At 44.1% G+C, this 13721-nt stretch carries 11 protein-coding genes; 9 read left to right on the forward strand and 2 right to left on the reverse strand.

Annotation, left to right across the window (positions count from 1 at the left end; translation table 11 throughout):
• The first annotated feature begins 65 nt into the window (after positions 1-65).
• The 4 genes from HWQ39_RS33005 (at position 66) to HWQ39_RS33020 (ending at position 3960) form a co-directional block, all read left to right on the forward strand.
• Positions 66-200, forward strand: a complete 135-nt coding sequence (locus tag HWQ39_RS33005) for a hypothetical protein (RefSeq protein WP_292854224.1) — start codon at positions 66-68, stop codon at positions 198-200.
• Between the two features lie 21 nt (positions 201-221).
• Positions 222-971, forward strand: a complete 750-nt coding sequence (locus HWQ39_RS33010; protein ID WP_292854226.1) for an SDR family oxidoreductase — start codon at positions 222-224, stop codon at positions 969-971.
• A gap of 965 nt (positions 972-1936) precedes the next feature.
• A complete protein-coding gene (locus HWQ39_RS33015) occupies positions 1937-3751 on the forward strand; it encodes an iron uptake porin (RefSeq protein ID WP_292854228.1) in 1815 nt (604 codons plus the stop codon).
• A gap of 68 nt (positions 3752-3819) precedes the next feature.
• Positions 3820-3960 carry a hypothetical protein gene (locus HWQ39_RS33020; RefSeq protein ID WP_292854230.1) on the forward strand — a complete coding sequence of 47 codons (141 nt, stop codon included), beginning with the start codon at positions 3820-3822 and terminating at the stop codon, positions 3958-3960.
• Positions 3961-4174: 214 nt separating this feature from the next.
• Here HWQ39_RS33020 and HWQ39_RS33025 read toward each other — a convergent pair whose 3' ends face one another.
• Positions 4175-5956, reverse strand: a complete 1782-nt coding sequence (locus HWQ39_RS33025; protein ID WP_292854232.1) for an iron uptake porin — start codon at positions 5954-5956, stop codon at positions 4175-4177.
• Positions 5957-6762: 806 nt separating this feature from the next.
• Here HWQ39_RS33025 and HWQ39_RS33030 point away from each other — a divergent pair.
• The 3 genes from HWQ39_RS33030 to HWQ39_RS33040 all read left to right on the forward strand — a co-directional run bounded on the left by HWQ39_RS33030 (position 6763) and on the right by HWQ39_RS33040 (position 10112).
• Entirely contained in the window at positions 6763-8382 is a 1620-nt protein-coding gene (locus HWQ39_RS33030; protein WP_292854234.1) for an FAD-binding protein, read from the forward strand.
• Positions 8379-8708 (forward strand): 4Fe-4S binding protein, encoded by a 330-nt coding sequence (locus HWQ39_RS33035; RefSeq protein ID WP_292854235.1) that lies wholly within the window; start codon positions 8379-8381, stop codon positions 8706-8708. The genes HWQ39_RS33030 and HWQ39_RS33035 overlap by 4 nt, the downstream gene beginning before the upstream one ends.
• A 339-nt stretch (positions 8709-9047) precedes the next feature.
• Positions 9048-10112 (forward strand): ABC transporter substrate-binding protein, encoded by a 1065-nt coding sequence (locus HWQ39_RS33040; protein WP_292854237.1) that lies wholly within the window; start codon positions 9048-9050, stop codon positions 10110-10112.
• Here the strand turns inward: HWQ39_RS33040 and HWQ39_RS33045 are convergent.
• On the reverse strand, positions 10109-10396 hold the full coding sequence (locus tag HWQ39_RS33045) for a hypothetical protein (protein ID WP_292854239.1): 288 nt from the start codon (positions 10394-10396) through the stop codon (positions 10109-10111). The two genes, HWQ39_RS33040 and HWQ39_RS33045, sit on opposite strands and share 4 nt — an antisense overlap.
• Positions 10397-10568: 172 nt before the next feature.
• On the opposite strand from HWQ39_RS33045, the gene HWQ39_RS33050 reads away from it, so the two are divergent.
• Positions 10569-12056 (forward strand): amidohydrolase family protein, encoded by a 1488-nt coding sequence (locus tag HWQ39_RS33050; RefSeq protein ID WP_292854241.1) that lies wholly within the window; start codon positions 10569-10571, stop codon positions 12054-12056.
• Positions 12057-12135: 79 nt separating this feature from the next.
• On the forward strand, positions 12136-13617 hold the full coding sequence (locus tag HWQ39_RS33055) for an amidohydrolase family protein (RefSeq protein WP_292854243.1): 1482 nt from the start codon (positions 12136-12138) through the stop codon (positions 13615-13617).
• The last annotated feature ends 104 nt before the right edge of the window (positions 13618-13721 follow it).

Here is a 13721-nt window from a genome sequence, read left to right on the forward strand (position 1 = left end):
CCGATAAAACGAGTTTCAAAAGCGTTGGATGAAAGAATGACTGGGGATTGGGGACTGGGATGTTAATGCAAGCTCAGATGCCCTATACCGTTTTGCGCGATCGCGTTTTAACTCATCCAACAATGACTGAAGGGTTAAATCTGCTATTCTCATGTGATGCAACAGAACCGATAACACTTCAATGGTTCATACAAATCTAGAATCCCCATCAAATTAACATAATGAAAAAACTAGAAGGAAAAATCGCCCTTATCACAGGTGGCAATAGTGGTATCGGTCTTGCCACTGCCAAACAGTTTGTTGCTGAAGGTGCCTATGTCTACATTACGGGTCGTCGCCAAGTCGAACTGGATGCTGCTGTAGAAGCTATTGGTAAAAATGTTACGGCTGTACAGAGTGATGTTTCTAATCTGGCAGACCTGGATCGTCTGTTTGCCACCATTAAGCAAGAGCAAGGACACCTCGATATCATCTTTGCTAATGCTGGCGGTGGACAAATTGCCGCACTTGGAGCAATCACTGAGGAACACTTTGACAAAACATTCAACATCAACGTTAAAGGTTTGCTGTTCACCGTACAAAAGGCACTGCCACTGTTACCAGAGGGCGCTTCTATTATCCTGAATGCTTCGATTACTTCTATAAAAGGTACGCCAGCATTCAGTGTTTACAGCGCCACCAAAGCCGCCGTGAGATCATTTGCTCGGAATTGGATACTCGACCTCAAAGAACGCAAGATCCGAGTGAATGCCATTAGTCCTGGTGTGGTTCCGACTCCTGGTTACGATCATTTGGGACTGAATGACCAGCAGTTGCAAGAATTCGTGGACAGCCAAGCCAGCACCATCCCACTGGGACGAGTCGGCAAACCCGATGAAATTGCCAAAGCCGTTGTCTTTCTCGCTTCAGACGATAGCAGCTTTGTGAACGGCATTGAGTTATTTGTTGATGGCGGTATGGCACAGATTTGAAGTCCAAAAGGAGTTAAAGATGAAGCTTATTTCTGTTAATAGTCGGGCTGCCGCGTGAAGTGCCCTGGAAAGGAAAAGCCGTCCGCACTGGAATTTTCAAAGAGCCAGTTAAGAATGGCACCAAGAAAAGGGACAATCGTTGAGGCAGCAGGGGAGAAAGAAGAAGTTTTAGGCAGATGAACAGATATTTAGAAATTCCCCTCTGCACCCCTGCACTCCTGCCCCTCTGCAATCCATACGCTGTCTACCATTCAGCTTAACTTAGTGCCATTTCCCCATTCTCAATGCCCTAAAACTCCATCTTGCCAGTGGCGTGGAGTTTTTTATTTCCTTTGGGGCGATCGCAGTTGCTTGAGTGAACTTAGCCAAGAATTTTGACATATTTTCGCCTTAGAGAAAAGTACTGGGTCTTGCATTGTACCAATCTCTATGCAAAGATAATTCTACAAAAGTACGGTAAATCGATAGAAATATCGTATTTAACTAACAATTGATGCTGTCAAATGATAGCTGATTACATTAAAAATTAGTGTTAATTGGCAAATAGTCACTTGAGTCAAAATCAAGCTTGAGTCAATGTCAGTAGCCATTGAATAACTTGGTACAGCATAACACAAAAACAGCATCTAGGATGTCTCAAAAGTATCGGTTTAGATAGCGTGTGGTTGAGTTTACCTTAAAAGGAGAGAAGTTTTTGCTAAGTCAGTGATTGTTTCATCCAAGACGTTTCTAATATTCTTGAAAACGTCATATTTATTAGTTAATACGAATTTTGGACTGTACATTCGACTGCTTGGTATTGGTTTCAAGATTCATCGGAGATTTGTACTTTTCTCAGCAGTAAAGCCCTGCTAAATAAACGATTTAGTACTTGACAACAAACACTAGACCGAGGATTTATCATGCCTTTTCTGTCCAATTGAGAGCTAGTTTATTCATCTTTAAGGTTGAGGAGTTAAGGGTTCATGTCTAATTTTCGCTGGAATTATAGATCCATCGTGTTTCTGCTTTTGTTGCTAGATATTCTAGCTATCCTGGTTTTTTATCCAGCTAAAAGCCAGGCTCAAGTACCTAAATCTGATGTATCTACTACTGAAGTAGAAAAAAACAAAGCTCCAGAAGCAGTTGTCAATCAAACAGTAGACACTTCAATTGCACCACCAACTAACAAAAAAGCTCCAAATGAGCTTCGAGATCGAGTTACACCCTTCTCGCAATTATTGCAAGCTGCACCGCCAACTAACAAGAAAGCTCCAAATAATTCTGCGGGACAAGTGACATCCGTCTCGCAACTGTCAGATATTAAGCCCACAGATTGGGCATTTCAAGCATTACAATCTCTAGTTGAGCGCTATGGTGTAATTGCGGGATATACAGATGGTACATTTAGAGGCGATCGCTCCCTAACGCGCTATGAGTTTGCCGCTGGGTTGAATGCAGCATTAGATCGCCTCAATGAACTAATAGCAACTTCAACGACAGATTTAGTCAAACGCGAAGACTTGGATACCATCAAAAAACTACAAGAACAATTTTCTCCAGAACTCGCTCAACTTCGGGGACGCGTAGATAGCTTGGAAACGCGAACTGCGAAGTTAGAATCAACTCAGTTTACAACCACAACCAAACTTGTAGGCCGAGCTCAGATTGTTTTTGGCGAACTTTTGGCGGGTAATAACGTTGTCACCAAGAGACCAGCACCTCGCAATGTCACACTTCAAGGCTCAACTTCTTTACGCTTAAACACTAGTTTTAATGGTAGAGATTCACTAGGTATAACAATAGGTGGTGGAAATATTGAATCATTGGGACAAACAAGAGCCGGATTATTAGGAACTTATGAGGGGAGAACTGCTGATAACTCCAGTATTACTTTTGCACGCAACACTATTATTCTTAGTGGTGTTCGCTATCGGTTTCAACCTTATCCAGGTACCCAAGTCAACATTTATCCCTTGTCTGATGGAGCTAGTGAGATCGGTCTTTCTGGCCCCATTAACCCATATTTTGAATCGTCTTCTGCAACTGGTGCTAATGGGATTTCACGATTTTCACGGCGGTCTTTGGTCTATAACTATGGAGACAGCGGCCCCGGTATTGCCATACTCCAGCAAATAAGCAAACAGCTTCAATTCGGGATAGCGTACAGCGCACCAAACGGTAATAATCCGACAGCTAATAATGGCTTATTTACAGGCAGGTATTTAGCTTTAGCACAGTTAATCTACTACTCTTCTAATCGGAATTTTCGGGTGGCTGCAACTTACGTTAATACCTATAGCCCAGCAAATACCATCGGTTTTAGTGGAACAAATTTTGGCCCAGCAGTCGGGAGTAACTTAGTAAACAGCACCGTGGCTGGAGCGGGAACTGTAGGCAACCTTTATGGTCTACAGGCGTTCTATCAAGTTAGTCCTAAGTTGGCCATCAATGGGTGGGTAAGTTATGCAGCACACCGCTATTTGGGATACGGAGATGGTAATGCTATGGATTGGGCAGTAGGGCTGGCATTCCCCGATCTTTTTAGTCGAGGCGCTTTAGGAGGGGTTTTAGTTGGTATGGAGCCGAAAATCACCAGGCTCAGTCCAAATGTAAATTTGGGAGCAGGTGCGGGACAAGCGGACAAAGATACTTCCCTACATGTTGAAGCATTCTATCAATATAAAATCGGAGATAATATTGAGGTAACGCCTGGCTTGATCTGGATTACTGCACCGGACTCTGATAGCAGCAATCCTGATAGTATATTTGCTTGGGTTCGTACAGTCTTTAGGTTTTAACGTTTTGCGGAAGTTTTTAGGCTCAATGTATTCATAGCCTGGGAATTCTAAGAAAAGCCGAAAGGCTTGTGTCACCTCGTTCCCAGTCTGAAGACTGGGAATGTATTCCCAGAGGCTCTGCCTCTGGTCAAGCTACTGGAGGCGGAACCTGCCAAAATCGATTCCCAGCCTCCAGGCTGGAACCAGTTATTCAAAAAGCTGTGTCTTAACTTAGCGCCATTCGGAACGAAACCCAACATATTGCAAGGTCTGTTGGGTGTCACTTTCATACGGGATGCTGTTCGCGTTCGTTCTACTCAGGACTGTTTCAGTTAGTCTGTATGGAGGGAGAAAAGTCTGAGTGCCAGAAGCCAGTACTCAGAATTTTGGAGTGGATTTAGTTGATAAATTGGGTATTTTATAGGTACAGAAAAAATCTACCAGTTAGAAATTAAATGTACTACGTACAGCACCTACCCAAATTGGATCGTTGGCAGTATCTCCTTGGGGGTTGAGAATTACAAACAAAGTTGGAGTAATACTAATGTTGTCATTCAACCGATAAGTATAAAAACCTTCTAAATGGAAGGAAGTATCTCTGTTGACGCGAGCTGCGACATCATTGCTAGTGACTTTAGGGGGTACACCAAAGACTAACCCACCTAGATTCGCTTTTTTAAATAGGTCTGGAAAAGCCAAGGTAAGCGCACCATTAATTATGGTTGCATCGTTACTAGTACCTTCTTGATGGGCAAGAGTATAACCAAACCAACCACCTATATTAACTACACTACTGGCTTTCCAGTTGACCTGCAATCCGAAGTTATCGGATGAAGTGGGATTGGCGGCAAAAGGAAGAATAGCGAAACTAGTACCTGTACCACCAGTGATGTTATAACCAGATCCAAAAGCAGCAGTTGAGCCAGTACCAACGGGGATAGGGGCAGGAAAGTATTTGCGGGCATAGGCGAAACTAATATCTAGAGTGCGACTGGGTGTAAAGGTTAGTTGACCAAGCGCCTCATAGGAGTTACCAAATAATCCTCCTTTATTGGTTGCATTGCCTCCAGGGTTATTAGCTAGACCGTCATCTACGATGTAACCTGCGTTGAGTTGGAATTGATTATTAAATTTATGGGCAAAAGCTAGACCAGCACCATCAAAACCAGGTCGGTAAATTACAGGGTTGAAAAGCGCAAACCTAGAGAGAGTACCAGTTTGGGCATTACCAACTAAAGGATTTAGTGTTGGAGCAAAAGTAACAGGTTGTAGTGCCCTTGGGCCTATCCAAACAGTAGTTTTAGCTCCAATTGGGAAGCGATAGAATAATCTGTCAAGATAAACAGAACCGTCCGTGTAAAAAGTATTCCTTTCAACATTAAACCGGGTCTGTGGAGTTCCTGTCAGGGGTGTTGTTCCCCCAGGAAAAAATACGCCTGACAGGGCTGGAACGTTAACTGCTGATAAACTAGTGGTCAACTGGTCTTTACCAGTAAAGCTGGTTTGCAGGGCAAGTGTAGCGCGGTAGCTAAAAAAGACGTTGGTGTTATCCCTATTACTATTGACACCGTGGCCAAAAGTATCACCCACAAAGAATTGTGCAATCCCTTGCAGTTTAGTAGTTGTAGAAAACTGAGTTGCTTCTAACTTAGCAGTACGTGTTTCTAAGGCATCTACCCGTCCCCGTAATGTGGTAAGTTCGGCGGCAAACTGTTCTTGCAGTTTTTGCAGAGTAGCTAGGTCTTCCTTTCGTACTAAATCTCCGGTGCTAGTAGCAATCAGTTCGTTGAGGCGATCGAGGGCTGCATTCAAGCCTGCGGCAAATTCATAACGAGTCAACGCCCGATTACCTTTAAATGTGCCATCTGGATATCCTGCAATCACTCCGTAGCGTTCAACTAAAGACTGCAACGCTTGAAAGGCCCAATCTGTAGGTTGAACGTCAGAGAGTTGTGAAACAGATGTAACTTGCTCTGTGCGATCGCTACGAACACCTAAAACTGGCAATTTTACTGCGCTACCCAATGGTTCTGCATTCACAGGTATTGAAGATGATTCAGATGAAGTCTTCTGAGTAATCCCGGTTGGGGTAATCTCTGATGTTACTTGCTGTGTCGGCTGTGCTGTCTTTTCTACTTCAGCTGCATTTGTTGCTGAAGACAGGACTAAGAGTCCACCAAACAAGGCTGGAATCACTAGCAAATAATTCCACAAAACTTTAGACATGGGTTGTTTGTTCCTCACACAATATCAACTAAATTCCGCTGCTCAATCTTTTTCGGTAGCTATAAAACCTTGTGGAAGAGCGAACATCCGTATATGTAATTCTTGATATGTAATTCTTGGAATTTCTTCGATTTCCAAGTAGGGACGTACATCTGTACGCCCTTACAGCCGATTCATTTGTTACAAAGATTTAGCGCTGAAACACTAAAAACCCAGTTGGGCGTAACCAATTAGAGAGACGCGATAAATCGCCGTCTCTACAAGAGATTTAGCCATCAATTATTTATTGACTGACTAATAGCTAGGATTTCAGAATTTATAAACTTTAGACGCTAAACAGCTTATTAGCTTTTAGCTACTTTCACTAAACTCAAATTCTGAAAAACATTGGTAGGTAGATACTTGGAGCCGGAATAGGATTCCTGGCTCTTGTTTGGAAAAATTTGTTAAACAACGGTAAGTCTATCGAAATTAAGTACTTTGTGTACTAACATTGGATATTTGCATAAAAGACTATAAAAAGCAAGCCCCTTGAGAGGGATAATAAAATTTATTTTACATAACTTTATATTTAAAGTTGTTTGTTAAAATGCTTGCTTTTTGTCGAAAACTGTGAAAAGCTTTGTTATGTTAAAAACTACGGTTTATCGATCAAGATAAAGTAGTTATGATGGTAGTCTAGTGACAACTTGTCTTTAATTGGCCATAATTTCAGGTTGCTAGCTAGATTTCTAAATATTTATTTTGCAGCATCGATGGGGTGAAGACTTGATGCTTAATACTTTATCGATGGGGGAAAATGGCAAATGATAAAGACGTTAACAACCGATTTTCAACTCGACTTAGAAGCAGATGTGCTTGTGATTGGAGGTGGCCCATCTGGGACTTGGGCGGCATGGAGTGCTGCATCAAGTGGAGCTAGGGTGATCCTCGTTGATAAAGGATATTGTGGCACAACTGGATGCGCTGCTGCATCTGGAAATGGTGTTTGGTATGTGCCACCCGATCCAGAAGCACGGGAAACTGCAAAGGCGAGTCGGGAATCGTTGGGTGGGTTTTTAGCCGATCGCAATTGGATGGATCGGGTACTGAATCAGACTTATGTAAACGTCAATCAGTTAGCAGAGTGGGGTTATCCCTTCCCTACCGACGATGAAGGCAAACCCTATCGGCGATCGCTGCAAGGGCCAGAATACATGCGGCTGATGCGGCGGCAGATTCAACGCGCTGGAGTCAAGATTTTAGACAACAGCCCCGCCTTAGAACTACTGGTATATGACGATGGTGCTGTTGCTGGTGCAACAGGTGTGAACCGTCAGACTGGTGAGAAATGGGCAGTGCGATCGCCAGCCACGATTATTGCGACAGGTGGCTGTGCGTTTCTCAGCAAAGCGTTAGGATGCAACGTCCTGACAGGGGATGGTTATCTAATGGCGGCAGAAGCAGGAGCCGAGATGTCGGGTATGGAATTTTCCAATGCTTACGGCATCTCCCCCGCCTTTTCTTCAGTCACCAAAACCCTGTTTTATAATTGGGCAACTTTTACCTACGAAGACGGTACTGTAATTCCGGGGGCAAGTTCTCATAGACGGTCAGTCATTGCTGAAACCTTACTGCAACAGCCAGTTTACGCCATCATAGACAAAGCGGCGGAATCAATGCGGGCATCTATGCGTTTAGCGCAACCGAACTTCTTTTTACCCTTTGACCGTGCAGGCATCGATCCATTTACCCAACGTTTTCCTGTCACCCTGCGCCTAGAGGGAACTGTGCGCGGTACAGGGGGAATTCGGATTGTCGATGAGAGTTGTGCTAGTTCTGTAGTGGGACTCTATGCGGCTGGAGATGCCGCTACACGGGAATTAATTTGTGGCGGATTTACTGGCGGTGGTAGTCATAATGCGGCTTGGGCAATATCTTCTGGCTATTGGTCAGGGAAATCGGCTGCTGAATATACCCACAGTTTAGGGGAAAATAGAATTCAACGACCAGTTAAGGGAGTTGGAGAGGTAGTATTACATAGTGGGAGCGATCGCACCTTAGCGACTGATGAAATTATTCAGGCAGTGCAAGCTGAAGTATTCCCCTATGAAAAGAACTATTTCCGTACAGAACAAGGCTTAACCGAGTCTTTGGGTAAATTAAATCATCTTTGGCAAGAACTCCGCAGTAGCCAGGTAACATCAGAGAAAGACCTTCCCAGGGCACGAGAAGCTGCGGCGATGGTAGCCACAGCGCGGTGGATGTACAGCAGTGCCATTGAACGTAAAGAAACTCGTGGGATGCACAGACATCTAGACTATCCAGAACAAGATGCTAATCAACAACATTACCTAGTTAGTGGCGGATTAGATCAAGTCTGGGTGAAGAGTCAGCCTTTACATGGTACAGAAAAGTCACAACCCAAAATAGGAGCAGCAGTGTGATTGAGTTGGTCAGCGAGTCGCGGTGCATAGAATGTAATATCTGCGTGAATATTTGTCCAACAAATGTGTTTGACAGAGTGCCAGATGCGCCGCCAACCATTGCCCGACAGAGTGACTGTCAAACCTGTTATATGTGCGAATTGTATTGTCCAGTTGATGCACTTTATGTTGCACCAGAAAGCGATATGAAAACTTCAGTCAACGAGGCAGAATTAATAGAAGTTGGGCTATTAGGTAGTTACCGTGAAAATGTTGGTTGGGGACATAAACGCACCTCAACAGCAAAGGCTGATGAAACATTCCAAATTTTGAAGCAGATGAAATAGTAACGCAATGTGCAACTTATCCTTAGAACCCTCACTTCCATTCCTCTCCCGCACAGGGCTACGGTTTACACACAAGTCTTCTAGAGTTGCGTTACAGGCTTTTGATCCCCCCAACCCCCCTTTTTAAGGGGGGCAAAAAGCTCTCAAAGTCCCCCTTAAAAAGGGGGATTTAGGGGGATCTACAACGATTTTGGTTTTCTAGAAAAAAGATGTGTATACACCGTAGTCCACAAGGAAAGAGGCTTTGATTTTTGCTACCCAAAGCTAGTAGGGAAGGGGTTGGGGGTTAGGTCTGAGAGAAAGTTGCACACGGCGTACAGTACAGCGGAGAAAAAAGTTATGCTGTCGTTCCCAGTTGGAACAGGTTCTATTAGTAGAAATAAATTTACTGCCAAATTATCAACCTCAATGGCTTGTGTCCTGCTACTACTAACTACAGGATGTAGCCAAGGGGAAACTAAATCTGCTCAATCTGTTGAGGCTATTAATGCCAAAAGTGCTAGCACTGTAGCTGCATCTAATAGCGTTTCTACTCTGCGTATAGGTTATGTAGGTAATTCAGAGCCTACAGGGCCACTTGGTTGGGCAAAGAAAAAAGGAATTTTAGATCGTGAGTTGCAACAAGCAGGATTTAAAAACATTACTTTTGCAAGATTTCCTAACGGGCCGGATCTAAATGAGGCGCTAGTCGCTGGACAATTAGATGTTGGCTCTTTAGGCGATACACCAGCCATAGTTTTGAGAGCAAGGGGTCAAGAAACCCGACTGCTACGGATTACTCAGTTTAATACAACCGCCTGGTTAGTGGCGAAAAAGAATGGGCCGCGATCGCTTGCTGAACTTAAGGGTCAAAAAATAGCTACCCAAAAAGGTTCTTATATGCATCGATACCTACTGGGACTATTAGCTGAAGCTAAACTTGCCAAAGATGTAAAAGTTGTTCACTTGATGACTACTGAGGCAAAAGCAGCTTTAGAACGTGGTGATGTTGCAGCTTATGCAACCTCAAGCGATCTCGGGCCTTTTCTGAAATCACAAGGGTTTCCGGTGATTGATTCTTCGGCGAATCATAAAGGTTTGTCAGGGACATCATTAGTTGTTGCAACCGAAAGCTTTCTTGCGAAACAGCCTGATTTTCCACAGAAATTTAATGCAATCCTGACAGAAGCAGCCAAGGATTTAAAAGCTAATCCTGAGGAATATTATCAGTACCACGCCCAAATTACTAAATATCCCATCGATATCATCAAAGTATCGTTACCACTCAAACAGATATCAGAAGAACCATTACCAGCAGAGGGCGTGAAACTTTTAGAAGGGACAAAGAATTTTTTAGTCTCGCAGGGTTTAGCCAAGTCGGACTTTAAATTAACAGATTGGGCTGCGAACAAACAACAGCGTTAATTTCTATCAGCCATTCCAAATGCGGGAATAGAGGAGGTAGGAATCAGTAACTTTTCTGAGCAAGAAAACCAAATTTTTGTCATTAAGTCTTTCAAAAGTGCAACTCCCAAGCTCAAAGGCGCAACTCCCAAGCTCAAAGGTGCAACTTCCAGGCTCAAAGGCTCAACTCCCAGGTTCAAAGGTGCAACTCCCAGGTTCAAAGGTGCAACTTCCAGGCTCAAAGGCTCAACTCCCAGGCTCAAAGGTGCAACTTCCAAGTTAAAAGGTGCAACTTTCAAGCTCAAAGGTGGAACTTACAGGCTCAAAGGTGCAACTTACAGGTTGAAAGGCTCAACTTCCAAGCTCAAAGGCTCAACTTCCAGGTTGAAAGGCTCAACCGTCATATTTCAAAAGCTTTCTGCATCTCTCCTAGCTCCTGCTTCTTGACAATCCATTTGAAAATTCAGGTAAAATGCTATGACTATTGCACTAGACCGTCCACAAAAAACGAAGTCTGCTCAAATTCGGGAAAAATTGGGCTATCCGATCATTGATACTGATGTGCATACCCAAGAATTTCCCCCAGCATTCTTGGATTATTTAGAGCAAGTTGCTGGAACTGCGATTGCAGAGCGTTTCCAAGAACATTTACCCGGTGCATCTCGCTCTAAATGGTTTAAGCAATCTTGGAATGAACGCCGCGCTAACCGCACCGCCCGCCCTCCTTTTTGGACTCGTCCCACTAACGACGCTTTAAATTTAGCTACCGTTAGTTTGCCTAAGTTGTTGCACGAACGCTTACAAGAAGCAGGTACAGACTTTGCCGTTGTGTACCCCAACTTGGCAACGATGGCTCCACACATCGGCAATGAAGAGATGCGGCGGGCTGTTTGTCGGGCGGCTAATACATACCACGCTGATATTTTCCGCCCTTATAGCGATCGCTTAACACCCATTGCCGCTATTCCCATGCATACGCCCGAAGAGGCGATCGCAGAATTGGAATATGCGGTGAAAGTGCTGGGACTTAAAGCAATTCAAATCCCCGGACATATCCGCCGCCCGATTCCCGCCTTCGAGAAATATGGCGAAGAAGTAGCCAACGAAGCCATCTGGATTGATACTTTTGGCTTGGATAGTAAGTATGATTACGATCCTTTCTGGGCGAAGTGCGTAGAACTGAAAGTTGTACCCACCACCCATTCTTCCGGTATGGGCTGGATCAATCGGCGTTCCATTAGCAATTACCAATATAACCATATTGGTCACTTTGCATCGGCTGCGGAAGCATTATGTAAATCTCTGTTCTTTGGTGGTGTAACTCACCGCTTCCCCACACTCAAGTTTGCTTTCTTAGAAGGAGGTGCAGCTTGGGGTGCTAGTTTGTACACCGATTTGATTTGGCATTGGGATACCCGCAATAAAGATCATTTGGTGGAAAATAACAATCCCGCCAATATCGATCGCGAAGAACTGCTAGAACTCTATACCCGTTACGGTGGCGAATTAGTACATGGTCGCTTGGATCAGCTAGGTAGCGGTTTAGGTTTCCACGCTGAGTTATTATCTCCTCTAGAACCAGGTGATTTAGATGAATTCGCCGTTGCAGGAGTTACCAAGCCAGAAGATATCCGCGATCGCTTCTTGAATCACTTCTACTTCGGCACAGAATCAGATGATACCCGTGTAGCTCAAGCTTTTAACCGCAAAGCTAATCCTTATGGGGACAGGGTTAAAGCATTTTTAGGTTCCGATTCTGGTCACTGGGATGTACCTGATATTACTGCGATCGCTGCTAATACCTATTCAATGGTAGAACGCAAAATTATCACCGAAGAAGATTTGCAATATTTCCTGTCAATTCATCCCTTGGAGTTGTACACCAGCCTGAATCGTGACTTTTTTAAAGGTACGGCTGTCGAGAAAACAGCAGATGAATTTTTGGCTGCGAAAGAGACGCGATAAATCGCCGTCTCTACAAAGGATTGATTCTGCGTCTTTGCCAATGCCCATAAACAATTTGAATAATTTAGGGTAAACTATCATGACGATCGCTCTAGACCGCCCACAAAAAACCAGGTCTGCTCAAATTCGCGAAAAACTTGGTTATTCGATCATTGACACCGATGTACATACCCAAGAATTTGAACCAGCAGTCTTGGATTATTTAGAACAAGTTGGTGGAACTGAACTTGTAGAACGTTTCAAAGAAAATTTACCAGGATCTTCTCGCTTTAAGTGGTACAAACAAAGTTGGGAAGAACGTTTTGCTTATCGCACCAATCGCCCTAATTGGTGGGGTCGTCCAACCAAAGATACTTTGAATTTGGCTACTATTAGCTTGCCCAAGTTGCTGCACGAACGCTTACAAGAAGCAGGTACAGATTTTGCCGTGGTGTACCCCAACTTGGCAACAATGGCCCCAAATATCGGTAACGAAGAAATGCGGCGGGCTGTTTGTCGGGCGGTTAACACCTACCATGCTGATATTTTCCGTCCTTATAGCGATCGCTTAACACCCATCGCGGCAATCCCACTGCACACTCCCGAAGAAGGGATTGAAGAGTTGGAATATGCAGTCAATGTTCTCGGACTCAAAGCGATTCAAATTCCTGGTTACGTCCGTCGTCCAATTCCTGCCTTTGAGAAATATGGCAAAGAAGTAGCTAACGAAGTGGTTTGGATTGATAACTTTGGCTTAGATAGTGAGTATGATTACGATCCATTCTGGGCTAAGTGCGTAGAATTGAAAGTTGTACCCACAACTCACGCTTCTAGCCAAGGTTGGACAACTCAGCGTTCTGTCACCAACGCCCAGTACAATCACATTAATCACTTTGCCTTTGCAGCAGAAGCATTATGCAAATCGCTGTTCTTTGGTGGAGTTACTCGCCGCTTCCCACAATTAAAGTTTGCCTTTTTAGAAGGTGGTTCAGCTTGGGGTGCTAGTCTCTACGCTGATATTATTTGGCACTGGGAAACCCGCAACAAACAACATTTGTTATCAAATAACAATCCTGCTATTATCGACAAGGACGCACTAGTAGAGTTGTACACTCGTTACGGTGGGGAACTTGTAGATGGGCGCTTAGATAAAATTGGTGACGGTTTAGGATTCCACCATCAATTATTAGCGCCAGAAGATCCAGGGGAACTCGACGAATTTGAACTAGCAGGAATCGAGAAGCCAGAAGATGTGCGCGATCGCTTCTTGAATCATTTCTACTTCGGTACAGAATCAGACGATACCCGTGTCAGCCAAGCATTTAACCGTGCAGCTAATCCCTTTGGCGATCGCGTTAAAGCCTTCTTGGGTTCCGATTCCGGTCACTGGGATGTGCCTGATATCACCGCCGTTACTGCCAACGCCTACTCAATGGCAGAACGCGAAATCATTACCGAAGAAGACCTCCGCTACTTCCTCTCAATCCATCCTTTAGAGTTGTACACCAGTCTCAATCAAGACTTCTTCAAGGGTACAGGTGTTGAGAAAGCCGCCAACGAATATTTAGCGGCTAAGAAATAACTGTTATTAGTCATTAGTCATTTGCAAAGGACAAAGGACTAATGACAAAAGACAATTACAGTGTTCCATGTTCCATTTCCTCTGTTCACTTGTAGCGTGGGCCT

This window comes from Nostoc sp. NMS8 (genome assembly GCF_017115045.1).
In the GTDB taxonomy this organism is placed as follows: Bacteria; Cyanobacteriota; Cyanobacteriia; order Cyanobacteriales; family Nostocaceae; genus Nostoc.